Origin of the sequence: Paenibacillus sp. JSM ZJ436 (genome assembly GCF_044383795.1) — a bacterium.
Classification (GTDB): Bacteria; Bacillota; Bacilli; order Paenibacillales; family Paenibacillaceae; genus Paenibacillus_AQ; species Paenibacillus_AQ algicola.
In genome coordinates this window covers 39,422-63,689 of the sequence record NZ_JBISEO010000004.1, presented here as the reverse complement: position 1 = coordinate 63,689, position 24,268 = coordinate 39,422, and the positions used below count along the sequence as shown (strand labels likewise).

Annotated in this window: 24 protein-coding genes; 2 read left to right on the top strand and 22 right to left on the bottom strand. The window is 54.4% G+C overall.

The window, feature by feature from the left end; all coding sequences use genetic code 11:
* Positions 1 to 63 precede the first annotated feature (63 nt).
* From trhA to ACH6EH_RS06335, 13 genes are all read right to left on the bottom strand, one after another.
* Positions 64 to 711: a PAQR family membrane homeostasis protein TrhA gene (trhA, locus tag ACH6EH_RS06395; RefSeq protein ID WP_138227789.1), complete on the bottom strand. Its 648-nt coding sequence runs from the start codon at positions 709 to 711 to the stop codon at positions 64 to 66.
* Between the two features lie 117 nt (positions 712 to 828).
* On the bottom strand, positions 829 to 1,824 hold the full coding sequence (ftsY, locus tag ACH6EH_RS06390; protein WP_397331601.1) for a signal recognition particle-docking protein FtsY: 996 nt from the start codon (positions 1,822 to 1,824) through the stop codon (positions 829 to 831).
* 112 nt (positions 1,825 to 1,936) lie between these two features.
* Entirely contained in the window at positions 1,937 to 5,506 is a 3,570-nt protein-coding gene (smc, locus tag ACH6EH_RS06385; RefSeq protein WP_397331600.1) for a chromosome segregation protein SMC, read from the bottom strand.
* Between the two features lie 176 nt (positions 5,507 to 5,682).
* Entirely contained in the window at positions 5,683 to 6,381 is a 699-nt protein-coding gene (rnc, locus tag ACH6EH_RS06380; protein WP_138226158.1) for a ribonuclease III, read from the bottom strand.
* Between the two features lie 12 nt (positions 6,382 to 6,393).
* Positions 6,394 to 7,632: a beta-ketoacyl-ACP synthase II gene (gene fabF / locus ACH6EH_RS06375; protein ID WP_138226159.1), complete on the bottom strand. Its 1,239-nt coding sequence runs from the start codon at positions 7,630 to 7,632 to the stop codon at positions 6,394 to 6,396.
* A 160-nt stretch (positions 7,633 to 7,792) separates the two neighbouring features.
* The gene (gene acpP, locus ACH6EH_RS06370) at positions 7,793 to 8,026 is read right to left on the bottom strand and encodes an acyl carrier protein (protein WP_046677908.1); all 234 of its coding nucleotides are present in this window, start codon (positions 8,024 to 8,026) and stop codon (positions 7,793 to 7,795) included.
* 114 nt (positions 8,027 to 8,140) lie between these two features.
* Complete coding sequence (fabG, locus tag ACH6EH_RS06365) at positions 8,141 to 8,890, bottom strand: 3-oxoacyl-[acyl-carrier-protein] reductase (RefSeq protein WP_397331599.1); 750 nt, start codon at positions 8,888 to 8,890, stop codon at positions 8,141 to 8,143.
* Positions 8,891 to 8,959: 69 nt separating this feature from the next.
* Positions 8,960 to 9,892 carry an ACP S-malonyltransferase gene (gene fabD, locus ACH6EH_RS06360; RefSeq protein WP_397331597.1) on the bottom strand — a complete coding sequence of 311 codons (933 nt, stop codon included), beginning with the start codon at positions 9,890 to 9,892 and terminating at the stop codon, positions 8,960 to 8,962.
* A gap of 50 nt (positions 9,893 to 9,942) precedes the next feature.
* Positions 9,943 to 10,935, bottom strand: coding sequence for a beta-ketoacyl-ACP synthase III (locus tag ACH6EH_RS06355; RefSeq protein WP_138226162.1), 993 nt, complete (start codon positions 10,933 to 10,935; stop codon positions 9,943 to 9,945).
* 8 nt (positions 10,936 to 10,943) lie between these two features.
* Positions 10,944 to 11,930, bottom strand: a complete 987-nt coding sequence (gene plsX, locus ACH6EH_RS06350; protein WP_397331596.1) for a phosphate acyltransferase PlsX — start codon at positions 11,928 to 11,930, stop codon at positions 10,944 to 10,946.
* Positions 11,931 to 11,955: 25 nt separating this feature from the next.
* Positions 11,956 to 12,516: a transcription factor FapR gene (gene fapR, locus ACH6EH_RS06345; RefSeq protein WP_138226164.1), complete on the bottom strand. Its 561-nt coding sequence runs from the start codon at positions 12,514 to 12,516 to the stop codon at positions 11,956 to 11,958.
* A gap of 190 nt (positions 12,517 to 12,706) precedes the next feature.
* A complete protein-coding gene (rpmF, locus tag ACH6EH_RS06340) occupies positions 12,707 to 12,880 on the bottom strand; it encodes a 50S ribosomal protein L32 (RefSeq protein ID WP_006211382.1) in 174 nt (57 codons plus the stop codon).
* A gap of 53 nt (positions 12,881 to 12,933) precedes the next feature.
* Positions 12,934 to 13,443 (bottom strand): YceD family protein, encoded by a 510-nt coding sequence (locus ACH6EH_RS06335; protein WP_138226165.1) that lies wholly within the window; start codon positions 13,441 to 13,443, stop codon positions 12,934 to 12,936.
* A 187-nt stretch (positions 13,444 to 13,630) separates the two neighbouring features.
* Here ACH6EH_RS06335 and ACH6EH_RS06330 point away from each other — a divergent pair, with 187 nt between their 5' ends.
* A complete protein-coding gene (locus tag ACH6EH_RS06330; protein ID WP_397331595.1) occupies positions 13,631 to 14,866 on the top strand; it encodes a nucleotidyltransferase in 1,236 nt (411 codons plus the stop codon).
* Here ACH6EH_RS06330 and ACH6EH_RS06325 read toward each other — a convergent pair.
* Positions 14,844 to 15,896 (bottom strand): SepM family pheromone-processing serine protease, encoded by a 1,053-nt coding sequence (locus tag ACH6EH_RS06325; protein WP_397331594.1) that lies wholly within the window; start codon positions 15,894 to 15,896, stop codon positions 14,844 to 14,846. The genes ACH6EH_RS06330 and ACH6EH_RS06325 overlap by 23 nt on opposite strands.
* A gap of 123 nt (positions 15,897 to 16,019) precedes the next feature.
* Here ACH6EH_RS06325 and ACH6EH_RS06320 point away from each other — a divergent pair, with 123 nt between their 5' ends.
* Positions 16,020 to 17,219 (top strand): nucleoside recognition domain-containing protein, encoded by a 1,200-nt coding sequence (locus ACH6EH_RS06320; protein WP_397331593.1) that lies wholly within the window; start codon positions 16,020 to 16,022, stop codon positions 17,217 to 17,219.
* Here ACH6EH_RS06320 and coaD read toward each other — a convergent pair.
* The 8 genes from coaD to ACH6EH_RS06280 form a co-directional block, all read right to left on the bottom strand.
* The gene (coaD, locus tag ACH6EH_RS06315) at positions 17,200 to 17,712 is read right to left on the bottom strand and encodes a pantetheine-phosphate adenylyltransferase (protein WP_138226169.1); all 513 of its coding nucleotides are present in this window, start codon (positions 17,710 to 17,712) and stop codon (positions 17,200 to 17,202) included. The genes ACH6EH_RS06320 and coaD overlap by 20 nt on opposite strands.
* Positions 17,713 to 17,714: 2 nt before the next feature.
* Positions 17,715 to 18,308, bottom strand: a complete 594-nt coding sequence (rsmD, locus tag ACH6EH_RS06310) for a 16S rRNA (guanine(966)-N(2))-methyltransferase RsmD (protein WP_397331592.1) — start codon at positions 18,306 to 18,308, stop codon at positions 17,715 to 17,717.
* A gap of 470 nt (positions 18,309 to 18,778) precedes the next feature.
* Entirely contained in the window at positions 18,779 to 18,886 is a 108-nt protein-coding gene (locus ACH6EH_RS06305) for a sporulation protein YjcZ (RefSeq protein ID WP_138226218.1), read from the bottom strand.
* Positions 18,887 to 19,025: 139 nt separating this feature from the next.
* On the bottom strand, positions 19,026 to 19,223 hold the full coding sequence (locus ACH6EH_RS06300; protein WP_233280999.1) for a helix-turn-helix domain-containing protein: 198 nt from the start codon (positions 19,221 to 19,223) through the stop codon (positions 19,026 to 19,028).
* An 85-nt stretch (positions 19,224 to 19,308) separates the two neighbouring features.
* Positions 19,309 to 19,929: a GDSL-type esterase/lipase family protein gene (locus ACH6EH_RS06295; RefSeq protein WP_397331591.1), complete on the bottom strand. Its 621-nt coding sequence runs from the start codon at positions 19,927 to 19,929 to the stop codon at positions 19,309 to 19,311.
* Between the two features lie 86 nt (positions 19,930 to 20,015).
* The gene (locus ACH6EH_RS06290; protein ID WP_397331590.1) at positions 20,016 to 23,177 is read right to left on the bottom strand and encodes an MMPL family transporter; all 3,162 of its coding nucleotides are present in this window, start codon (positions 23,175 to 23,177) and stop codon (positions 20,016 to 20,018) included.
* 16 nt (positions 23,178 to 23,193) lie between these two features.
* Positions 23,194 to 23,682: a MarR family winged helix-turn-helix transcriptional regulator gene (locus tag ACH6EH_RS06285; protein WP_397331589.1), complete on the bottom strand. Its 489-nt coding sequence runs from the start codon at positions 23,680 to 23,682 to the stop codon at positions 23,194 to 23,196.
* Positions 23,683 to 23,807: 125 nt separating this feature from the next.
* Positions 23,808 to 24,212 carry a GNAT family N-acetyltransferase gene (locus ACH6EH_RS06280; protein ID WP_397331588.1) on the bottom strand — a complete coding sequence of 135 codons (405 nt, stop codon included), beginning with the start codon at positions 24,210 to 24,212 and terminating at the stop codon, positions 23,808 to 23,810.
* Between the last annotated feature and the right edge of the window lie 56 nt (positions 24,213 to 24,268).

Here is a 24,268-nt window from a genome sequence, read left to right as displayed (position 1 = left end):
AACCAAGAAGGATGTCAAGCAAAGTTACTTGTCATCTTCTTGGTTTTTTTTCAGGCGTCAGCATTAGGAAATCGGCAGCAGATAAAGCAGTACGGCAAAGAAATGCAGCACGCTCCCGGCCAGGACAAACAAATGCCAGATCGCGTGGTGAAACGGAAAGCCTCTCCATACATAAAAGATTGTCCCCAGCGTATACAGCACGCCGCCGCCCACGAGCAGGTTCATGCCCTGCTGCGCCACAACCGCATTCAGCGGAGCCCAGGCTATAACAATAAGCCAGCCCATTGCGACGTAAAATACAGTGGACATGAACAGAAACTTTTTGACGAAGAAGGCTTTGAAAATGCAGCCGAACAGCGCAATTCCCCAAATAATGCCGAACAGGCTCCAGCCCAGCGGTCCACGGATGGCAACCAGCAGGAAGGGCGTGTAGGTTCCGGCAATAAACAAATAGATGGAGGAATGATCCAGAAACTCGAAGATATCCTTCGCCTTTCCTTCCTTGAAGCTGTGCACCAGCGTTGAATTCATGTACAGCAGCAGCATCGTAGTGCCGTAAATCGTGAAGCTGACGACATGCCAGGCATTTCCCTTCAGGCTGGAAAACACAATCAGCAGCACCAGGGCAGCTACACTGAGCGCGGCCCCGATCCCGTGAGTAATCGCGTTCGCAATTTCTTCACGGCGGGGATAAGTATGCGTATTCGCCATATCTACAGTCCTTTCATCAAAGCTCGATGGTTTCATTATAAGGGGTTCCCCGGTCACTTTCCAGCAAGCTGCCCGGCGGACGATCCTCTGATGACTGCAGCTTTTTGCAGGAATACGCTAGATCGGCTCATCCTGTGCTTCTTCCTTGATCAAGCCTGCAAACAGGGCATGTACGAATTGCTCCGAGTCAAAGGTCTGAAGATCATCGGCCTTCTCACCGAGACCAACCAGCTTCACCGGCAGGTTCAGCTCCTGGCGGATTGCGACGACAATACCGCCCTTCGCTGTACCGTCCAGCTTCGTCAGCACGAGTCCGGTCACACCGCTCTTCTCTCCGAACAGCTTCGCCTGACTCAGCGCGTTCTGGCCCGTAGTAGCGTCCAGCACCATCAGCACTTCATGAGGAGCACTCGGAATTTCACGCTGAATGACCCGGAAGATTTTGTTCAGCTCATCCATCAGATTGCTCTTGTTCTGCAGCCGGCCGGCAGTGTCGCAGAGCAGCACGTCCGCTTTGCGCTGCTTGGCAGCCTGCACGGCATCATACATGACCGCCGCGGGATCAGACCCCGCCTGCTGCTTGATCACCTCAACGCCGACACGCTGGCCCCACACCTCCAGCTGCTCAATGGCACCTGCGCGGAAGGTATCCCCTGCGGCGAGTACGACCCTCTTGCCCTCCTGCTTGAAGCGGTGGGCCAGCTTGCCGATGGTTGTCGTCTTGCCGACACCGTTGACGCCGACGAACAGGATGACCGTAATTCCATCCGGATTCATCCGCAGCTCGTTATTGTCGTCGCCGCGCAGCAGCCCCATTAATTTCTCGGACAGCACCGGCTGCAGATCAGCAGCGTCCTCAATGCGGCGTTTCTTCACCTCGGCCCGCAGTTCATCCATCAGATCCATGACTGTAGAGACGCCAACGTCAGCACCAATGAGGATTTCTTCCAGCTCCTCGTAAAATTCCTCATCTATTTTTTTGCGGCGAATGACGAGGTCAGATACCTTCTCGACCAGTCCTTTACGGGTTTTCTCCAGGCCGTCGCGGAACTGCTTCGTGACGTTTTCCGTTTTGCTGGAGATGCTTTCTTTCAGTTTTTTGAAAAAACTCATGGTTTCCCTCCGTGTCTGTAAGTTACGTGAAAGCCGCTGACCGCCCTGAACACATCAAAGACAGACGGTTCCAGCTCCTTCAACCTAAAATTTGATCTTTTGTTTGTCCAGGTCAAGCAATTACTGCTTCTTCATTTTCCAGCTTGACGGAGACGAGCTTCGAAACGCCGCCCTCCTCCATCGTGACACCGTACAGCACGTCCGCCTCCTCCATCGTTCCCTTGCGGTGCGTAACTACGATAAATTGAGTTTGCTCCGAGAATTCACGGAGATAACGTGCAAAGCGGACCACATTCGCCTCATCCAGCGCTGCTTCCACCTCATCCAGTACGCAAAATGGTACCGGCTTGACCTGCAGGATCGAGAACAGAAGCGCCATGGCTGTCAAAGCCCGCTCACCGCCGGAGAGCAGCTGAAGGTTCTGCAGCTTCTTGCCGGGTGGCTGGGCCACAATGTCGATGCCGGTTTCCAGCATCCGCTCCGGGTCCATCAGAATGAGATCAGCTCGCCCGCCGCCGAACAGCTTCGCGAAGACCGTGACGAATTCCTTGCGGATCGCATCGAATGTCGTTTTGAAGCGCCGGGACATCTCATCATCCATTTCCTTGATGACCTGGTAGAGCGTAGTCTTGGCCTCAATGAGATCCTCCTTCTGTTCATGCAGGAACTGATAACGTTCATTCACCCGCTGGTATTCCTCGATCGCACCGAGATTGACTTCGCCCAGCGAGGAAATGTCCCGCTTCAGCTCCCGTACCTCCAGCTGAACAGCGGGAACATCCTCCGGCACCGCATAACGCTGCTTCGCCAGCTCATAGCTGAGCTCATAATCATCACTCAGCTTTTTCAAAATGTTCTCCAGCTCCACATCCAGCCGGTTTACACCGATTTCCGTCTGTCTCAGCTGGTCCTCTACAAACTTCAGCTGATTGCGCTGCTCCCGGGTCTCATTCTCAGCCAGCTCCAGCTTCTGGCTCAGCTGCGCCCTTGAAGCCCGCTTGAACTCCAGCTGCCCTGCCGCTTCTTCCTTCTTCAAGCGGTAGTGGTTCAGATTCTCGGTTTGCTTCACACTTTCCAGCGCATTTTGCTCCAGCTCAGCGGTTACAGAGGTTAGCATTTCCCGGTTTTGACGATGCTCCCGGCCATGATTGCTGACATCGGACTTCAGACGCTTGAAGCTCTCCTCCAGTGAGAAGATTTCCTGGTCGAGCTTGCCCTCGCGAACCTTCATAGAAGTCAGACTGCCCTGCAGCTCCTCCTTGGCGGATTCATTCGCTTTGCGGGCGAACGCCGCTGCCTGGATCGCCTGGTGCGTCTGTTTTTCTTTCTCCTCCAGCTCAGCCAGCAGCTTGACCGCCCGCTCCCGGCCGTCTCCGATCTCCTTCGCTTCCTGCTCCTGGCCGCTCTTCTCCTGGCCCGCGAGCTCGGCCTGCTCCAGAACATGGCGCAGCTCATGCTCCAGCTGCTTTCGGTCACTTGCAGCCTGCTGCTCTTCCAGACGCCGCTCATCTCCGTCACGACGCAGCTGGTCGAGTTTCTCCTGAGCCTCAGTCATCTGCCGCCGCACCTTGTCAATGCCTTGGCGAAGCTTGGACAGCTGAGCCTCTGACTCCTGGATTTCCTGGTCCAGACTATCCAGCTGGCGTTTACGACCCAGCAAATTATTGCTTTTCTTGTGGTGACTGCCCCCGGTCATGGAGCCCCCGGCGTTGACCACATCTCCCTCCAGGGTAACCACCCGGTATCTGTAATGAAACCTGGCGGCAATCTTGTTCGCCTGCTCCAGCGTTTCAGCAATGACCACATTGCCCAGCAGGCTGCCAACAATGCTGCTATATGCGGGGTCAAACTTTACAAGCTCTGAGCCAAAGCCTACGAAGCCCTGCTCACCTTCAGCCAGCGACCGGTCCTGAGAGGATACCTGCCTTGGACGGATGACGTCCAAAGGAAGGAAGGTGGCCCGCCCCAGCTGACGCTGCTTTAGAAACTGGATCGCCTGGCGCGACACGGCTTCATTTTCCATGACGATATGCTGTACGGAAGCTCCCAGTGCTGTTTCCATGGCAAGCTCCAGCTTCTCCGGTACTGTGATCAGCTCCGCAACTGCCCCATGAACACCCAATAGTGCCGACTTGCGCGCGGCCTTGAGAACCTCCTTGACGCCGAGCATAAACCCGTCAAAGTCATCCTGCATCTCCTGCATGGTATCGCGTCTTGCGATTTGGGCCTCCCGCTTCTGCTCCCATTTACGGAGCGCCTGCTGACTTTCGTCCAGCAGCTTCTGCAGCGAGTGGTATCTCTCGCTCTCCGATATGTAGCCGCCCCGAAGCTCCGCAATCTCCTTCGCACAGCGCTCGATGCTGCGCTCAATGTCTTCTTTGCGCTGAAGCAGCTGTTCCTTCTGCTCATCCCATTTTCCGGATTCCTCTTGCGCCCGGCTCATTCGCTTCTCCAGCGCTTCCATTCGCTGATCTGCGTACCGGATTTCATTGCGAGCCTGTGCCATTTGGTTCATCAGCTCCAGCAGGCTGCCCTTCAGGCTTTCCTCCTGCTGCTGACTGATACCTCCGTTAACCCCCACGAGCTTGGCTTCCTCGGCAGAGAGGCTGTCCCGAAGCTGGGAAAGCTCCTGGTGCAGCGACTTCAGCTTCTCCTCCATGAACACCAGCTCGGCCTGACGCTCACTGAGGCGGGAGTCTCCTTGATCCACACTGCTAGTGAGCTGCTCCTTAGTACGCTCGAGATTCCGGCGCCGTTCCTTCAGCACCTCTGCATAGCCTTCGCTCTTCTCATAGGATTGACTGAACTGAAGTAGCTGGGATTGAATGCCTTCTACCTCCTCCTCCAGCTGCTTTAAGGCCAGACGGTCGCTCTCCAGCTTCGCATCATGGGCCGAGACAACCGTTGACAGAGACAGCTGCTCCTGCTTCAGCAGCTCCAGCTTCTCTCCTGCCTCGCTCCAGGCGGTATGAATCTGTTCGATCTGGTACACATACAGAGAAATCTCTTTATATTTGAGCTGTTCCTTCAGCTCTTTGTATCGCATAGCCTTCGCGGACTGTTCCTTCAGCGGACCAATCTGATCCTCCAGCTCGGTCACGAGGTCATGAATTCGAAGCAGGTTCTGCTCGGTTTCATCCAGCTTGCGCACCGATTCCTTCTTGCGTGATTTATATTTGACAATGCCCGAGGCTTCTTCAAAAATCCCTCTGCGATCCTCCGAGCGGGTGCTTAAAATCTCCTCAATCCGGCCCTGGCCAATGATGGAATACGCTTCCTTGCCAATTCCCGTATCCATAAACAGCTCGGTAATATCCTTCAGCCGGCAGGGCTGGCGATTAATCAGATATTCACTATCGCCGCTGCGGTGGACCCGCCGGGTCACTGTCACCTCGCTGAAGTCGAGCGGAAGCACATGGTCAGCATTATCCAGGGTTAAAGATACCTCCCCATAATTGACCGCTTTACGAGCATCACTTCCGGCAAAAATGATGTCCTCCATCTTTCCGCCCCGAAGCGATTTCGCACTCTGTTCTCCGAGAACCCAGCGAATCCCGTCGGATATATTGCTTTTACCGCTGCCGTTCGGTCCAACGACCGCGGTAATGCCCCGGACAAAATCCATCTCCGTCTTATCGGCAAACGATTTAAAGCCCGCTAACTCGATTCTTTTCAAGAACATATCTTCCCTATCACCTCAAACGTTATTGTACCATACCCCGCTCTTTCTTCACCTGCGATCCCCTGTCTTTGCTTGTTCCCAGACAACGAAAAAGAGCAAAAAACAGTCGTCGCCTCTCTCTTACCGATGATTCGCGCGACTGCTCTTTGCTCTTTGTTTGTCCGCAAGGACCGCTGCTAGGCCTCAGTGGCTCGGATGCGCTTTAACGCGACCGCTGCAGCCTGCTGCTCTGCTTCCTTCTTGGAGCGTCCGCTGCCTCGTCCAAGACATTCGCTTCCCATGTGTACCTCAGAGACAAACTCCCGCTCATGCGCAGGTCCCCGCTCCTCTACAATCCGGTATTCCAGTGTTCCCATGCCGTGATGCTGTGTCAATTCCTGCAGCTCGGTCTTGTAATCGCTCATCTGCGGGCGTCCGTTTAGCGTTATGGAAGGAAATACATGATCATTCAAAAAAACACTGACGGCTTCCAGGCCCTGATCCAGATAGAGCGCTCCCACAAAGGATTCAAACACATCCGCGAGCAGAGCCGGGCGGGTTCTGCCGCCCGTCATTTCCTCGCCTTTGCCCAGCAGTACGTACCGGCCGAAATCCAGCTTCTCGGCAAATTTGACCAGCGAAGGCTCACATACAATAGCTGCCCTCAGCTTGGTTAATTCGCCCTCCGGCCGATCCGGATACTGATTGTACAAAAATTCACTGACCGTGAGCTCAAGCACGGCATCACCCAGAAATTCAAGCCGTTCATTGTCCTGATTCTGGGTGAACCGGTGTTCATTGACATACGAGGCGTGGGTAAAGGCTTGCTTCAGCAGCGTGCCGTTACGAAACCGGATCTGGAGTTTATGCTGTAACTGCTTCAGATCTCCACTCAACGCACTGTCCCCTTACTTACTGAATTTTTTAAGAATAATAGTGGCGTTATGGCCCCCGAATCCAAAGGAGTTGGACATGACTACGTCCAGGTCGCTTGGTCTTGGATGGTTTGGAACATAATCCAGATCACATTCCGGATCCTGATCCTCCAGATTGATCGTCGGCGCAATGGTCTGATGAGTCAGGCTCAGTGCACAAATGACCGCTTCCACACCGCCGGCTGCGCCCAGCAGATGCCCGGTCATGGACTTTGTAGAGCTGACCGCCAGCTTGTACGCATGATCACCAAACGCCTTCTTAACCGCCAGCGTTTCCGAGCGGTCACCGACCGGCGTAGACGTTCCATGTGCATTGATGTAATCCACCTGCTCTGGCGCAATGCCTGCGTCACGGATCGCCATGTTCATACAGCGTGCCGCACCTTCCGGATTCGGCTCCGTGATATGGTGAGCATCAGCGCTCAAGCCATAGCCAATCACTTCTGCATAAATCTTGGCGCCGCGCTTCTCCGCATGCTCCAGCGATTCCAGAATCAGCACACCGGCTCCTTCGCCCATAACAAAGCCGTCACGGCCCGTATCAAACGGTCGGCTGGCTTTCTCCGGCTCCTCATTGCGTGTCGACATCGCTCTCATGGAGCAGAAGCCTGCCATGCCGGTAGGACGGATCGTCGCTTCAGCACCGCCGCACACCATGACATCTGCGTCTCCCCGCTGGATCATACGCATAGAGTCCCCGATAGAGTGCGTGCCTGTAGCGCAGGCCGTAACCTGCGTCGTATTCGGCCCCTTGGCACCCAGGTTGATTGACATCTGGCCGGACGCCATATTAGCGATCATCATCGGGATAAAGAACGGGCTAACCCGCTTCGGACCCTTCTCCAGCAGGACATTATGCTGATCCTCCCAGGTGCCCAGGCCGCCAATGCCGGAGCCGATCGATACGCCTACGCGCTCCGCTTCTGCATTCTCGCCGATCACAATGCCGCTGTCCTCCAGCGCCTTGGAGCCGGCAGCTACCGCAAACTGCACGAACCGGTCCATCTTCCGCGCTTCCTTCCGGTCCATATAATCCTCAGGGTTGAAATCCTTCACCGACGCCGCAATCTGCGTTGGATAGTCGCTGACATCAAAAGCCTCTACCACCGAAATACCGGATTTCCCTTCCATCAGGCTGTTCCAGAAGGTATCCAGGTCCTGACCCAATGAGGTCATAACGCCCATACCTGTAATTACTACTCTCTGTTTCAAAACAGATCACCTCTATATAGACTGCACTTCCGCAATCGGAAGGGCTGCAGTAATAATCTTTCATGTGCTGCATGCATCAAGCATGAGTGGAGTTTTAAAAAGTCTGAGAATGAGGAGAAGTCCCGCCTTTCATCCAAAAGAACGGGACCCAATTGATTCCTTAGGTATGAGATTGTATGTACTTCACAACTTCACCTACGGTTGTAATTTTCTCCGCATCTTCATCAGAGATCTCCATATCAAACTCATCTTCCAATTCCATAACCAATTCTACTACGTCGAGAGAATCAGCTCCAAGGTCATCTTTGAAAGATGCTTCTAGTGTAACGTCGGCTTCGTCAGCACCCAGGCGGTCGACAACGATGCGTTTCACGCGTTCTAATACATCGGACATCCGGCTCACCTCCTCTTTGGACATTATACGAGATATGACTTCAAATTACCATAGAAGCCCTGTGAATTCATGGGCTGTCCAAGCCCCCGCTATTCATCATAGCTGACAGGGTCGTTACATATACATTCCGCCGTCCACATGAAGGGTCTGTCCCGTCATGTAGGAAGCACCGGCAGAAGCCAGGAACACTACGATCGAAGCGATCTCTTCCGGCTGTCCCAAGCGAGCCAGCGGAATATCGTTCAACAGCTTCTGGCGCATCTCCTCCGGCAGCTCCCGCGTCATATCGGTATCGATAAAGCCGGGGGCTACCGCATTGACCGTAATACCGCGGGATGCCAATTCCCTAGCCGCAGACTTGGTCAGACCGATCACACCGGCCTTGGCTGCAACATAGTTCGACTGCCCCGGATTTCCTAAGGCACCTACTATAGAGGAGATGTTGATAATTCTTCCGGAGCGCTGTTTCATCATAGGACGAGTGACAGCCTTCAGACAATTGAATACCCCCTTCAGGTTCGTTTCAATGACCTGATCAAACTCCTCTTCCTTCATACGCATGATGAGGTTGTCTCTCGTGATGCCTGCATTGTTGACGAGGATATCTATCCTCCCCCAGGCAGACAGCACCTGCTTCACAAGCTCTTCCGCTTCGCCGCTGACGCCGACATTGCCCTTCAGCACGAGCGCCTCCACGCCTTTGGCGCGAATTTCCTCGGCGACCTGCTCCGCTGCAGCCTGGTTACCGGAATAGTTTACCGCTACATTCACGCCCTGTTCGGCAAGCGCAAGTGCAATACTGCGGCCGATTCCACGGGAACCGCCGGTGACCAGTGACGTTTGCCCTTCTAACATTCGTTCCATCCTAACACCTCCTTTTCTCAAATACAGAGCCACTAGAGCCTGTCTAAAGCTACAAGCCAACCGACATCCCTAAACCTTCGCTTCAAGCTCCTGCAGGCTAGCCAAGCTGTTAATATTTATCAGCTTGACATTCTTGTCAATCTTCTTAATCAGACCGCTCAGCACATTGCCCGGACCGATCTCGATAAATGTATCCACACCCTGCGAGATCATCCACTCCACGCTGTCATGCCAGAGCACAGGAGAGTATACCTGCTCAACCAGCAGACTGCGGATTTGAGAGGCGCTGTCCGCCGGCCGTGCTGTAACATTGGCCACGACAGGGATTTCCGGCTCCGCTAGCGTGATGTCTGCCAGCTTGCCAGCCAGACGCTCTGACGCCTCCTTCATCATAGAGGAGTGAAACGGTCCGCTGACCTCCAGCGGGATGGCGCGCTTGGCTCCAGCTTCCTTGATTCGGGCAGATGCAGCGGCTACGCCCTCGGCAGTACCGGAGATGACGATCTGTCCCGGGCAGTTCACGTTGGCCAGCTCTACAGAAAAGCCTTCCGCCGTAATGCTGCTGCACAGAGAGGAGAGACCTTCTCGCTCTGCACCCAGCACGGCAGCCATAGCTCCCTGTCCCCCAGGTACAGCCGCTTCCATATATTCTCCCCGGGCTCTTACCACCTTGACGGCATCCTGCAGGGTCATAACCCCGGCCGCAACGAGGGCACTGTATTCGCCCAAGCTGTGCCCAGCCACATAATGAGGCACAATGCCATGCTCGCGCAGTCCCTCCAGATAAGCAATGCTTGCTGTAAGAAGTGCCGGCTGTGTGTTCGCGGTTTGCTTCAGCTGTTCCTCCGGACCGTTAAACATGAGTGAGCTGAGGCTCCATCCGAGCTCCTGGTCCGCACTGTCCACAATCGCTTTTGAAGCCGGAATGGCATCATAAACATCCTTCGCCATTCCGACGGATTGGGCTCCCTGCCCGGGAAATACAAATGCAATCTTATTCAAGTGTTAAGCTCCTCTCCTTGATATGTGGTGTAACTGCCCGCGACAGGGGATCACCATTTCAGGACAGCTGCTCCCCAGGTCAGGCCGCCACCGAAGCCGACCATAAGCACAGTATCGCCTTCCTGGATCCGTCCCTCCTCCAGCGCTTCAACAAGCGCGAGCGGAACAGAAGCGGCAGAGGTATTCGCATATTTGTCCACGTTGATCACTACTTTTTCCGGTGGTAATGACAAACGCTCCATCGCTGACTGAATAATCCGGATGTTTGCCTGATGCGGGATAAAGAGATCCACATCCTCTTTGGACGCACCGGCTTTCTCCAGCACCTTCTCCGTTGCTGTGCCCATCACACGGACAGCAAACTTGAACACTTCCCGGCCATTCATGAAGATGGAATGCTTCTTGGCCTCAATGCTTTCCAATGAAGCCGGCACGCGTGAGCCGCCGCCTTCAAGGTACAGGTGAGATCCCCCGGCACCTTCCGCTCCAAGATCAAAGGCCTTGAAGCCTCGTCCCTCCGGTACCTCGCCCAGGACAACTGCACCCGCGCCGTCGCCGAACAGGACGCAGGTGTTCCGGTCGGTATAATCTGTGATCCGCGACAGGCAGTCTGCGCCAATAACGAGGGCGTTCTTGTACATGCCGGTCTGCAAAAAGTTTACTGCTGTCGCCAGGCCATAGACAAAGCCCGAACAGGCTGCCGACAGATCAAAGGCCGCAGCTTTCTTCGCGCCAAGACGCTCCTGCAGCAGACAAGCTGTAGAAGGGAAGAACATATCCGGCGTTATGGTCGCCACAATGATCAGGTCCAGCTCCTCACCGGACATGCCTGCAGCCTCCAGCGCTTTGACCGCAGCATGGTAAGACAGATCTGACGTAGCCTCCTCCGGAGCAGCGATATGGCGTTCGCGGATTCCGGTACGGGACACAATCCACTCATCCGACGTATCGACCATCTTCTCCAGATCCTGATTGGTCAGGACTTTCTCCGGTACGTATTTACCGGCCCCGATAATGCCAACCGGACGTAATTGGTTATTCATACTCTCACTCACTTCCTGCTGATTTCACTTGAGATACTCTGAACGAGATGATTCTGAACGGCAAACCTGGCCTGCCGGACAGCATTCTTGATAGCATTGGCATCAGAAGATCCATGGGCCTTCACGACAAGCCCCTTCAAACCGAGCAGCGGTGCGCCTCCATGCTCCTTGTAATCCATCATAGATTTCAGATTCCGCAATTGCGGCATCATCAGAGCAGCGGCCAGCTTAGTCTTCAGCGACTGCCCAAACTGCTCCTTCAGCAGCGAGAACAGCGTGCCTGCTGTGCCTTCGATGGATTTCAGCATAATATTACCGGCGAAGCCATCGCACACAATGACATCACAGACGCCATTCATAATATCCCGTGATTCCACATTGCCTACAAAATGAATCGAAAGCGACTCCAGCAGCGGATACGCATGCTTGGTCAGCTCATTGCCTTTTCCCGCCTCGGTGCCGATGTTCAGCAGTCCGACCCGGGGACGGGACAATCCGTGTACCTTTTCCCGATACAGGCTTCCCATCAAGGCATATTGCTGCAAATGCTCCGGCTTGGCATCCATATTGGCTCCCAGATCCAGAGCAAGCACTCCCTTGCCGTCCACGGTCGGGATCATCGGTGCGAGCGCAGGGCGCTCGATGCCCTCCATCCGGCCGACAACCAGCAGGCCGGTTGTCATCAGGGCTCCTGTATTGCCGGCAGAAATCATCGCATCCGCTTGTCCCTCATGGACCATCCGCCCTGCAACGACCATCGAGGCATCCTTCTTGCGGCGGACGGCGCGAACCGGCTCATCCTCCGCCTCGATCACCTCGCTGGCAGGCTGGAGAAGCAAATTTGAAGGGCGGTCTTTCAGCAGCGGCGTCAAGGCCGCCTCATTACCGACCAGAACAATTTCAGTATCCTTCCATTCCCGGGCAGCAGCCAGCGCTCCTTCTACATTACTGTGCGGGGCGTGGTCTCCTCCCATGGCATCAATTGCAATTCTCACTTGCGGTTTCCTCCTTCGAAAAGTGTCACTCGGCTGCCGAACGGTAGACGACAAAATTCCCTTGAAAGACCATTTCGTCACCGACGTAGGTGAACACCTCAACCTTCGCCTTTTGGGCAGCATGGGTTCGTACGTATGCCTTGGCAATACATTTCTCCCCCAGACGCACCTGTCTCAGAAATCGGATATCCGCAGAGGACGTCAGGGCAATCTCATCATTAATCACAGCCACCGCCAGCGAGTTCGCCTGAGCGAATACATTGTGTCCCCGGGCAATCTTCGTTCTGCTGAATACGTGCTCCTCCCGAATCTCAAAAATCGAAATCCCGCTCTTGTCCAGCTGCAAATCGACAATGTCTCCGATGACCTCCTCCAGCGACAGGGACTTGACCTGGTCGTAGGAGTGCTCGGCCATCTGCTTCATCCGTTCACGCAGCTCCGGAATCCCCAGCTCCATCCGATCAAGCCGTATCGTCTGAATGCTCACCTTCAGCTGCCGTGTCAGCTCCCGATCGGTGACAAAAGGGTTCTCCTCGATCATTCTCATCAGCGACTGGTGGCGTTCCTTCTTCGGAAGACGTTCCATGGTGCTTCGGCCTCCTTCTGCCGCAATAGCGCCGTCCATATAGTATATTTCAGCGGATGCTGCATGCATTCCGCTATATTTAGAACCTGGTACTAAGATTAAGTATAAAGGATGTCCCCCTAAAAAGAAAGAGAACACCGGACAAAAAAAATAGCACCTCACCATAGATGAAGTACTACTTGTAATAAAACTATTGTTTGATAATCTCTCTAGCTTTGTACGTTCCGCACACTTTGCATACGCGGTGAGCCAATTTCAATTCTCCGCACTGCTCGCATTTCACCATGCCTGGCACAGCCAGCTTAAAGTGAGTACGACGCTTGTCACGACGTGTTTTGGACGTTCTACGTTGAGGTACTGCCATGTTCCCACCTCCTTATCCGTTCAGCCCGCCAAGACGGGATGTTAAATCCATCATCATTTAAAAAAGTCCTTCAGCCCGGCCAGCCTCGGGTCGATCACTTCCGTGTCGCAGCCGCAGGAGCCTTCATTCAAATCTCTGCCGCATTTCGGGCAAAGACCGCTGCAGTCCTTCCTGCACACCGGGGCCAGCGGTAAATAGAGCAGCAATGCTTCCTTCACATAGTCGGCAAGATCCACACTCTCACCTTCTACATACGTGATATCATCATTTTCATCCTGGAGGTTGTCCAGGCTGTCTACCGGCTGGAATACTTCATGAAAAGGGATGTCTACATGTTCGTTCACCGGATCCAGGCATCTGGAGCAGTGCATAACCAAATCGCCTTGCAGGCGCCCGGTTACAACTATCGAGCCGTCAACGGAGGATCTTGCAGCCAAATCCGCTTGAAGCGGCTTCACCTCAATAATATCCTTCCGGCCCTTCACCGTCTGACTGACATCCACGGTTTGATGGAATTGTAACGGTTGATCGCTGGTTGTCAATTTACGAAATTGAATAAGCATATCCATCACTCCAAACAAACAAAATTTATTATACCGATTCTTTGCGCCTTTTGTCAACAGGGTATGCATGAAGATCAGGGCAATTTCCGTTTGAAAATGAGTATAGCACGGCGCTTCAGGTCATTTCTATGATTATCGAGAAAAGCGGAATGTGTTTATGATATATTTTGTTCAAGGAGCTGATCTCGTGAAAACCGTTGGAATCATCGTGGAATACAACCCGCTTCATAATGGACATGTCCTGCACTATAAGAAATCCAAGGCCATCGCCCAGGCAGAGCGTACAGTCGCTGTCATGAGCGGGAATTTCCTGCAGCGCGGAGAGCCTGCTCTGGCCGGCAAACGGGCGCGGACCGAAATGGCGCTGTCCATGGGAGCTGACCTTGTCATCGAGCTTCCTGCTGCCTATGCGATACAGCCTGCCGAATGGTTCGCTTACGGCGCTGTTTCGCTGCTGCACGCTACCGGTGTTGTAGACAGCCTCTGCTTCGGCTCAGAGAGCGGCACACTGGGGGAGCTGACCCCTCTCGCGGCGCTGCTGTCTGCCGAGGACAGCCCGTTCAAGGAAGAGCTGCACCGCCAGATGAGCCTCGGGCACAGCTATCCTGCAGCCTATGCGGCCGCTGCCGGAGCGGCTCAAGGCTCATCTCCGGCTGAAGCCGCCGAGATTACCTCGCTGCTGGGCAAGCCGAACAACACATTAGGACTGCACTATTTGATGGCATTGCGGAGACTAAACAGTCCCATTCAGGCATATACAATTCCCCGGGAAGCGGCACAGTACCATGATCCGCTGCCAGCCGGGCCGACGATCGCCAGCGCCACCTCGATCCGGCGCATCATTCGGGAGCAGGGCCTGGAAGCGGCAGCACCGTATATGCCCCGCTATACCCTGGATATTTTGAGAAGAGAGACCGCACTAGGGCGGGGTCCTGTGGATTGGGAGGCTTTCAAACAACCGCTCTTTCTGCTGCTCCAAACCTTAAGCACTCGTGGACTTAGCCGTATGCTGGAGGTCAGCGAAGGCCTGGAGCACCGGATCAAGAGACTGCTGCCGCTCCTCCCCCAGCCATCCGTTGAAGAGCTGATTAGCGCCCTGAAAACGAAACGCTATACGCGAACCAAGCTGCAGCGGATGCTGCTGCATATTTTGCTTCAGCACAGCAAGGAGGAGCTGAGCCGGGAGCGTCTTGCCCATGGACCCGGCTATATCAGGGTGCTCGGCTTCAGCTCTCGCGGTCAGGAGCTGCTGAAGGCCATGAAAAAAAGTGCTGCCCTTCCGGTCATTATGCAGGCCTCGGACCTGGAGCATCCTCAGCTGGAGCTCGATGTACAAGCTTCCGCAGCTTATGCCGGAGCCTACCCTGATCCGCACACGTCCTGGATGTACGAGGACTACCTTATGCCCCCGCTGCGGCTTTAAGCGGGAGGCTTTCCATATAATCCAGCGCATCCTGCAATTTCTCTACCGGCACCAGCTTCATGCCCGTGCCGATCTGGTCTGCACGGGACTTGGCGTCCTCGAAATTTTGGCGCGGCACGAAGAATATCTCTGCCCCTTCACGATCGGCAGCCACAATCTTGTGCACAATTCCGCCAATGGGGCCCACCGTCCCCTCCTTCGTTATCGTCCCCGTACCGGCTGCAACATATCCTTTGGTCAAATCTCCGGGAGTCAGCTGATTGTAAATTTCCATCGTAAACATTAATCCCGCGGAGGGCCCTCCAATATTCGTAGCCGAGAAGGCTACCTTATGGTCCGGATGATCCGGCTGGATCGTCTGCATGGTTGCAATGAGTACGCCGAGGCCCGGCCTTTTTTCCCCAGTTGCGCTGTCTGTAATTTCGACCAGCGGGAGAGTCACTTCAAGCGGCTTGCCACTGCGCTCCAGCTGTACCTGAATGCGGTCACCGGCCTGCAGTGTACGAATGATTTTGGTCAAAGCCTCATGATCGTACACAGCCGTTCCGTTCACCTTCATCAGCTTGTCACCTGGACGGAAATAAGCCTCGCTGCCATACGTGTCCGGGACGGAACGGATAAACATATAATCCGGCACAATGTTGTACGGAATCCCTGCAGCGGTATATGCCGCCTCCACGGCGAGTGACTGTGAGGTATTCATGTAATAGATCTGGGTCGCGCTGTATTCCTCTTTACTCTGGTCACCCAGCTTCTGCTCCTTCTGTACGACCTCGCTGTTAGGATTGACAGCCGACCAGGCGAGAAGCGCAATGTTGGCATAGCTCGCCGACACCGTTGTCAGCATAAATGCCCCCTGCTCCTCGGAATCTCCGCCATTCACCGAAATCATCGGCTTGATTTCCTCCGCGCTGCCCGGCTGATAGATCATGTAGGGAGTCGGCATGTAGACGATAACGTACACCATGACAGCGACCAGCAGCAGATAAGCGGCGACTCTCATTCCACTTGAATTTCTTGTTCTGTTCATTTGATGTCTCCTTCCCCCGGATGCAGCTGTAGTCCAGCTGAAGTCCTTGTACACAAGGTCTAAAGGGCTGTCATCCCTGCATAAAATGGTACTAGCCATGTTTACGCAGGAAGGAGACCCCTTATGAATAAAGACCCTGCCGACGGTCTGAAGGCCGGCCTTTGGATCACGGTCTTGCTGGGAACGGCGGCATTCTTGCTCGTTGCAGCCATTGTCAGCGGACCGGAAACTGCTTTTGAGGCTTCGCTTCATGCGTTACAGCTGTGGTGGCATATCGTCTTCCCGGCGCTGCTGCCCTTCCTCGTACTGACCGAAATCATGCTGGCAAGCGGCGCTTCCCACGGCGCAGGCGTACTGCTGGAGCCGTTGATGCGCCGCGTGCTGAAGCTGCCGGGACAAGCAGGCTGGGTGCTCGTTACCGGCATGACTGCCGGCTTTCCGGCCGGAGCGCAGGCGGCGCAGACGCTGGCCCAGCAGGACCGATTGAGTCCTCAGCTGACCGGCAGACTTGCGTCGTTATCACATTTTTGCAGCCCGATGGCCATTCTGATCGTCGTCGGAGCCGGCATGCTGCAGGACCCTGCCGCTGGCTACGTGCTGCTAATAGCGCATTGGTCAGGAGGACTGCTGGCGGCGTGGACACGCTCACGCAAGCATCAGAGCAGCGATGACATCCCGTCCGTGCCACACCACCAGCATACAAGTCCTCTGCTGCTAAGGGCTGCGCAGGCAGCCGGGCAGGCCAGGGCCCGAGACGGACGCAGCCTGGGCAGGCTGCTCGGCGATTCGGTCAGCCGCTCCGTTCAGACGCTGATGATAACCGGCGGGTACATTATTATTTTTGCTGTGCTGATCTCTCTGCTGCAGCATTACTTCCCTATTGTACCCGGAAGCTTGACCTCCGGGACTCTGGAGCTGTACACCGGCGCGCAGGCATTAAGCCATGCGTTCACCGGGACGACCCCCACTCAGTTAGCACTGCTCTCTTCCCTGTTAGCCTGGGGAGGTCTCAGCGGCCAGCTCCAGAGCTTGTCTATCATTAAGGAGCGCGCGATTTCCTGGCGGGCCTACGCGGGGCATCGACTGCTGCATGCGCTCTACGCCGCCGGAATCACGCTGTTGATATGGAAGCCGCTTCAAGGACTGCTGCCCCCGGCAGCACCGGCGTTCGGCAGCATTCCTGCGGAGTATGCCCATAACGGGCTCAGCTTCAGCGGCTGGGATTCTTTTGTGGACCTTTTTCTTTGGCAGGTCGTACTTGGGCTTGTCCTGGTCCTTGCCTTCAGCCTCACGTCCCGTTTCTTTATTCAGCGGAAGGATTGAGCTTACGGCGGAGGGCAGCATCCACCTCAGGAGACACCAGATCTGTAGTATCTCCATGAAAGTGGGCAATTTCCTTCACCAGACTGGAGCTGAGATAAGAATACTTCGGATTCGTCATCATAAAGATCGTTTCTGCATCCGGGTTAAGCTTGTGGTTCGTGGAAGCCAGCTGCAGCTCGTATTCAAAATCCGTCACCGACCGGATTCCGCGCACAATAACATTGGCGTTCTTTTGCCGGACATAGTTGGCTAACAGATCTCTGAAGCTGTCAATCTGCACATTGGGCAGATGAGCCGTGACCTGGGCGAGCAGATCCTTGCGTTCATCCACCGTAAACAGCGGATTCTTGCTCATGTTGTTCAGGACAGCCACGATGAGCAGGTCAAATTGCCGGGACGCTCTCGTAATAATATCCATATGTCCCATCGTAACGGGATCAAACGTGCCGGGGTAAACGGCAATGCGGTATGATTTCTGCGGTTCTGTGGTCATAGTCAAGCTTCCTCCTCGCCGGATGGCTCCGGCTTGCTGCTGGATCCCGTAAATCTGTAGATGGAAACCGCGGTCTCACCGTATCGTGCACTGCGGAGATGCCGGAAGCCCTCCAGCGTCTCTGGATACGTGTAGGACGATTCATACTCAAGCACGATCAGAGCGTCATCATGGAGCAGTCCCTTATCGCTCAGCTCGGTCATCAGCGCATCGCCGTTCTTCATCCGGTAGGGCGGATCCAGAAACACGAGGTCAAATTTGTAGCCTCTGCGCTCCAGTACCTTCAATGCACGCGCGGCATCATTGCGGAACACCTCCGCCTGGGACGTAAAGCCGGTTGCGGCAAGATTGGCTTTGATCGTGTCCAGGCTCTTGCTGTCTGCGTCAATAAATACAGCCTTGTCCATTCCGCGGCTAATGCTTTCAATGCCCAGTCCGCCAGTGCCCGCAAACAGGTCCAGCGCGGCACCTCCGTCAAAATAAGGCCCGATCATACTAAATAATGCTTCCTTTACTTTATCCGTCGTGGGACGGGTGCCCGTACCCGGAACGCTTTTCAGCGGCCGGCCTTTGGCACGACCCGATATTACTCTCACTAGTATTTCACCCGTTTCCTGTCCTAATGTCGTTTCTTGTATGAAAATGATGGCATTGAATGAGAATATCGTAACATAATCTATGGTCGATGAAAAAGAGATCCCCCTGAAAATGAAATTTGCCAATGGGGTATATTCCTGGCAAGATCCGGGCATTCTAACATTATCGACATCAAAAGTGTCGTAGACAACCGCGAAAGAAGACTTACGTTTCCCCATAAGCTCTTCGTCCGGTTTCTCCTCTCCCATGAGGGCGCTCTGCAAAGGGCGCCCGATTTTTTTTGTCGTTATCTACGGAATCGAGAATCCGAGACCATAAAACAGGCCGCCCGCCAAGATCCAGGATCTTGACGGGCGGCTCAAGTAAAACGAGGACACTTCAGCGGATCACCGAGGTGACCACCTTTCTCTCTGCATGCTGCCGGGATTGCTGCAGGAAAGTAAGGAGTTTGCGGCTAAGAATGCTCCAATTAGATGAACGCGCTAGTGATGATTACCAGCAAAATGAAAAGCACCAGAATTGCGCCGACAGAGTTACCTGCTCCATATGCTCCATATGCTCCAGCTGTTCCGCTCACAAGAATCCCTCCCTTTTGTGAAACATACCACAGTATATGAGGGAGGACTGCAAACGACAGGGCATTCGCCCGGCTGCTGCAAAATAGGTGCATTTGCCTCATGACTCATTTCCGTTCTGGACTGTCGGTACCGGGCAGTCTACTGTGCTTGAAGGGAATCGTCCTCCTCGGATGGAGTGCTTCTCAGGGTCCTGCGGTCAATCAATCCCTCTTCCCCCAGCTCCCTGTATTTACGCATCCAGATTTTCAGCCGTCCAATATCGGATATTTGCAGCTCTTGAGCGACCTCTTTCTTGGTCATGCCGTCCAAGCGCATGGCGATTGCTCTTTTCTTCATATCTAGACTGTAGGATTGGAATGTTTGGCCTTTTTTCGCCATCAATATCACCTCTACCTACTATATCGGAATGAAGCGGCTTTTTTTATAATGGCCTGTACCCCAGACGGTTTAGCTGCTCTGCAATCAGGCGGTACCCCTTGGCATTGGGATGAAGGCCATCGGAAGACAGCAGCTCCTGCTCTCTGCCCGCAAACAAGGAGTAAACCTGCGCCGTCGGAAGCAATCCGGATAGAAATCCATTCAGCCGGTGCACATACGCTGCCGCCTCAATCCGCGAAGGGTAGGGGTTATATAGACCCACCGCCCGGATCAGGTAGGGTGAGGCGGGTCCTCCCTTTTTCAATTTGCAGATTTCGTTCACTATACCCTGCCAGCAGGCCTTGCAGCGGGACAGCGCCTGCTCCAGCAGCTCCGGTCTGAAGTCAGTCTCAGAGTCTTGCGCCGCCCGGATCAGATCATTTCCGCCAGCCGAAATCGTAATAATCGCGGCACCCTTCAGGCTGCTGCGAAACTGCGGATCGCGGCGAATCCGTTCGTACAGCTCACAAGAGGTCAGTCCCGGTATGCCCAGCTGATCATAAGCTACAAATTCCTTAACATATTCCTCCGCCATCCGCCGGTATAGAGGAACAAATCCGCTTCCCGGCAGCGCCCCCAAGCCATACGTCAGGGAATCGCCGACGGCGGTGTAACAATATACCATGAACTCCACCCCCACCAGACTCACTGCGATATGATATGCCGCAGCCGGAGGGGGTGGAAACGGTAATTTGCCTTCAAGCTTTGAAATCAGGCAGCCATCTGGCTGGAGTCTCGCTCCTTATCGCTTCCGGCTTTAAAAGGCCACCAATTGCCCCGGCCGAACAGCTTCACCATCACGGGAACGAAAAATGGAAGAAATACTAGAGCGTATAGCACCAGGCCGGTTAGTACCACGGTGGCAATCTGCATCATAGACAGCACGCCGGACGGGTACATCGCAGCAAAGGTGCCGCCAAGAATGAGAACCGCAGACAAAATGACCGTGCCCATATTTTTCATCGCGTACAAGATGCCGCTCTGAACGTCCAGCTCCTTGTTCTCGTTGAAGCGATCCATGAGGAAGATGCTGTAGTCCACCCCTAGCGCAGTAAGCATCACAAATCCAAAGAATGGCGTTGCCCAGCTGATGCCGGTATAACCTAGCAGGTCCACGAACACAAACTCGGTTACGCCCATGGAGACGTAATAGGTGACGACCAGGGCCACCATCAAGTAAATAGGCATGACCACCGATCTCAAGAGCAGCACCAGCACGAGGAAAATCCCGCCCAGCATCAGAGTAACTGTACGATTGTAATCCTCATCAGAAATTTGCTTCAAATCCGCATAGGTGCTCGTCACGCCGCTCACCGCGGTTTCCGCCTGCTCCAGCTTGGTCCCTTTGACCGCCGTCGCCACTGCATTCTCAATGTCGCCGATACGGGTTAATGTCTCAGCTGCATAAGGATTGCCTGCAAAAACAACGTCCAGCGTCATGAGCTTACGGTCGGGAGACATGTAAGTATCATAGACCCGCGTCATCTCGGGATCAGACAAGGCCTCCTCTGGAACGAGGAACCCGCTGGTTTCCGGATCACCTGCATTCTCGATTTGCGCCAGATAGGTCTGGGCTGTTGTCAATCCATCCTGAATCTGAGAAATCCCTTTGACACTCTCATCTAATCCTCCGGTGAGCGCGCCCAGCTGCCCAGACAGCTCCTTAAAACCATTCTCAATTTGCTGCTGGCCTTCCTCAATCTGGGTCAGACCTGACTGAATATCCGGCAGCTGCTGAATCACTGCACCCTGTCCCTCTGCCGCCTGCTCCAGACCGTCTTCCAACGCTTGAATGCCTTGAAGAATCTGGCTGAGCCCTGAAGTCAGCGCCTCTTGTCCGGATACAGCCGCGGCATAGCCTTGATTCGCCTGCTTCAAGCCCTCCGCCGCCTGCAGAGTGTTCTTTTCCATGTCACGAACGCCTGAAGACAGCTGAGACAGACCTGCTGAGGTCTGGGTTACTGTTTCCCGGATATTCATATAATCCGAATTCTGCTGCAGCTGCGGCTCCGCGGCCTCCAGTGCAGTAAAGGAGGGCTGCAGCCCTGCCAGCATTTGCTCAACGCCCTGCAGGCTGCCGAGCACCTCTCCCATAGATTTGCCTAGAACGGAAATCCCATCCCCGGCCGCCTGGTAACCCGCAAGCAGCTCCTGGTGCGCATTGGCCAGCTGCTGTGCGCTAGCCTTTGCCTGCTGCAATCCTGTACCCAGCTCCCCGGCGCCGGCAGCGCCGCTTGTCATGCCGCCTTGAATTTGCGCCAATGCTGCGCTCAGCTCACCGATGCCCTGATTCAGCTCCGCTGTGCCTTCCGTCAGCTTGCTGCTGCTGACAGCGGCTTCAGCAAGCTGAGGCTCATTTTGACTCAGCAGGCGGCTCGCCTCCGACAGGCCGGAGCCGATCTGGGACAGCCCGTCTGTCGATTGGCCGATCCCTTCTGCCAGCGCAGCCGCCTGGGCTGTAATCCGGAAATCCTCAATTTCGTCACCCGCCGGACGGGAGGCGCTGCGAACCTCTTCTACCCCCTCGACCTTCAAGATGCTGCGGGTTATGGCTTCAGTCAAAGCAAGATATTCTCCCGTATCCAGACGGTCGTCGTTCTTGATCACGACGGTAGCCGGCATGGACTGTCCAGCGCCAAAGGCCGACTCAATCAGGTTAAATCCTTTCACAGACTCATAATCCTCGCTGATTTCCTCCATATTATTGAAGGACAGCTGGCCGCTGTACGTTACCAGAAACGGAACGCAGATGACAGCAACCACGATCAGCGCCGCCAGCGGGCGCTTTAGCGAAAAGGCACCTGCCATCCCCCATAGCCGGCTCTCTTTATGCTCCAGCGAGCCTTTGGACGGCCAGAACAGCTTGCTGCCCAGAACGGCCATGAAGAACGGCACGATCGTGAACAAGGCTGCAAGCATGACCGCGATACCAACAGCTACCGCTACTGCCGAGCGGTACAGAATAAACTGCGACATTCCGATGGATACAAATCCGATCAAGACCGCAAGCCCGGAGAAAAAAACGGTTCGGCCTGCCGTCCTGTAGGTTTCCACAATCGCAGAAGAAATGTCCTCCTGCCGGCTCATTTCCTCCTTAAAGCGGCTGATCAGCAGGATGCAGTAATCTGTTCCGATCCCGAACATAACGGCCACCATGAAAATCTGTGTAAAGGTTGACAGTGGAAAGTTAACACTGTCCACCAGAAAAGCTACAATCGACTGCGACACCAGATAGCTCAGACCCACAGTCAGCAGCGGCACAAAGGGGGCAACCAATGAACGGAACACGGCAAATAAAATGACCAGAATGAAAATGATCGTTATGTATTCCGTTTTCTTCAGTCCGTCCTGTGACCCCTGAATGGTATCTTCATTGACGAGCTCGCTGCCGGTCATGTAGTAATCGACTCCGATGTCTCCCAGCGCTTCATGAATCAGGCTGCGTGTTTCTCCGGGCTCCATCACTTTAGCATCTGAGGAAATCGCAATCATTACCGCCTTGCCGTCCTCGGACACCATCTTGTCCTCCAGCTGCGGCTCATCAAAGGGATTCATCACCGACGTGACGCCCAGAGCTTCCCCTTGAGTCTTTAGGCTCTCTACCGCTGCTTGGGCACGCTCTTTGTCATCCTGACCCAGCCCTTGCTCTTTATAAAAAATCATCGCCGACTGAATCTGCTGCTCCTGCTCCCCTCCGGCATTCATTTCACGCAGCAGTTCCGCCGCCTTGGACGAGGTATAGCCATCTGGTACAGACAGCTGACCTTTCTCGCGAACGAGCTCGCTCATTGGCGGCGCGGCCATCATCAAGGCAACAGCCATAACGAGCCAGATGACCAGCAACGCCCACTTGGACTTCAATATCAATCTCATGCTTCTACTCCCCTTCTTACTCTTGCATTAGCTTCGCCAGCTTCTCAAACAGCGTAATAAATTGCTCGACTTCCTGCGGCTCAAAATGAGTCATATACGATGCGACAACAGACTGCAGCAGCTGCTCCGAGCTTTGCAGAACGTTCTCCCCCTCTGCTGTCAACGACAAATAAACGACTCGGCGGTCCTCATCGTCACGATGCCGCTCAATCCAGCCGCGCTCTTCCATGCGGTTCACATTGGAGCTGATTGAGCTCTTCCCTACGCACAGAAGCTCTGACAAGAGCTTGGAGGTGCATTGCTCGTGGCTGCGGATCATCCGCAGCGTCTGAAACTGCTCCCGGGTCAGATCAATGCCCATCTTGTCTCTGGTATCGGCAATAATCCTGCGACTGACTGCGAGATCCGCTTCAATATAGCGTTCGATGCAATTCTTGGTGTCGTTAATGACGGTTCCTCCTTTACTTCGTAAACTAGTTTTATATTCAAACCGTTTTACCGTCAAACTATATCTCAGGACGAGATTGGATGTCAATGCCTCCCTGGTACCTTTTACATCCCACAAAAAAAAAGACTGCTCAACCACGTCTTGAATGGTTAAGCAGTCCTTGCTTATATTCATACCTGCTGCTATTCTTCGTCTTCCTCTACCTCATAAATACAGCGAAAGCGTTCCGCTCCGGGGTAGCCTTCGCCCAGGCTGTAAATTTGAAAGCCGATGGAGCGGTAAAAGCCCACCGTATCCTCGTCCGCTTCCGCAATCACGCGCTCGGGAGATTTTTGAAGCATGAGCTCCATCAGCATTCCCCGTCCGTAATCCTTGCCCCGATTTTCTGGAAGAACAGCGATATGCTTGATCACCATTTCACTTCCGTTCATTTCTACACCCAGAATTCCCAGAAGCACCCCTTCCTCCTCATACCCGTAAAGCTCCATTCCATGTCCCCTCCGGTATGAATCCACGACCTCATCCAGAAGCTCCGGGTCCGGAAACACAGAGTAGGCCAGCAGCTCTTTAACCTCCAGGTCCTCCAAGCGTGAAATTATATCATGTATCAATTCATCCTCGTCCTTTCTTCAACGGCTGCGAC

Bases quoted from the DNA above. Each gene is read 5' to 3' on its own strand.
- trhA (WP_138227789.1), bottom strand. From the start codon at position 711: ATGGCGAATACGCATACTTATCCCCGCCGTGAAGAAATTGCGAACGCG.
- ftsY (WP_397331601.1), bottom strand. From the start codon at position 1,824: ATGAGTTTTTTCAAAAAACTGAAAGAAAGCATCTCCAGCAAAACGGAA.
- smc (WP_397331600.1), bottom strand. From the start codon at position 5,506: ATGTTCTTGAAAAGAATCGAGTTAGCGGGCTTTAAATCGTTTGCCGAT.
- acpP (WP_046677908.1), bottom strand. From the start codon at position 8,026: ATGTCCGATGTATTAGAACGCGTGAAACGCATCGTTGTCGACCGCCTG.
- fabG (WP_397331599.1), bottom strand. From the start codon at position 8,890: ATGGAACGAATGTTAGAAGGGCAAACGTCACTGGTCACCGGCGGTTCC.
- ACH6EH_RS06355 (WP_138226162.1), bottom strand. From the start codon at position 10,935: ATGAATAACCAATTACGTCCGGTTGGCATTATCGGGGCCGGTAAATAC.
- fapR (WP_138226164.1), bottom strand. From the start codon at position 12,516: ATGGAACGTCTTCCGAAGAAGGAACGCCACCAGTCGCTGATGAGAATG.
- rpmF (WP_006211382.1), bottom strand. From the start codon at position 12,880: ATGGCAGTACCTCAACGTAGAACGTCCAAAACACGTCGTGACAAGCGT.
- ACH6EH_RS06335 (WP_138226165.1), bottom strand. From the start codon at position 13,443: ATGCTTATTCAATTTCGTAAATTGACAACCAGCGATCAACCGTTACAA.
- ACH6EH_RS06325 (WP_397331594.1), bottom strand. From the start codon at position 15,896: ATGAACAGAACAAGAAATTCAAGTGGAATGAGAGTCGCCGCTTATCTG.
- ACH6EH_RS06320 (WP_397331593.1), top strand. From the start codon at position 16,020: ATGAATAAAGACCCTGCCGACGGTCTGAAGGCCGGCCTTTGGATCACG.
- coaD (WP_138226169.1), bottom strand. From the start codon at position 17,712: ATGACCACAGAACCGCAGAAATCATACCGCATTGCCGTTTACCCCGGC.
- ACH6EH_RS06300 (WP_233280999.1), bottom strand. From the start codon at position 19,223: ATGAAGAAAAGAGCAATCGCCATGCGCTTGGACGGCATGACCAAGAAA.
- ACH6EH_RS06295 (WP_397331591.1), bottom strand. From the start codon at position 19,929: ATGGTATATTGTTACACCGCCGTCGGCGATTCCCTGACGTATGGCTTG.
- ACH6EH_RS06290 (WP_397331590.1), bottom strand. From the start codon at position 23,177: ATGAGATTGATATTGAAGTCCAAGTGGGCGTTGCTGGTCATCTGGCTC.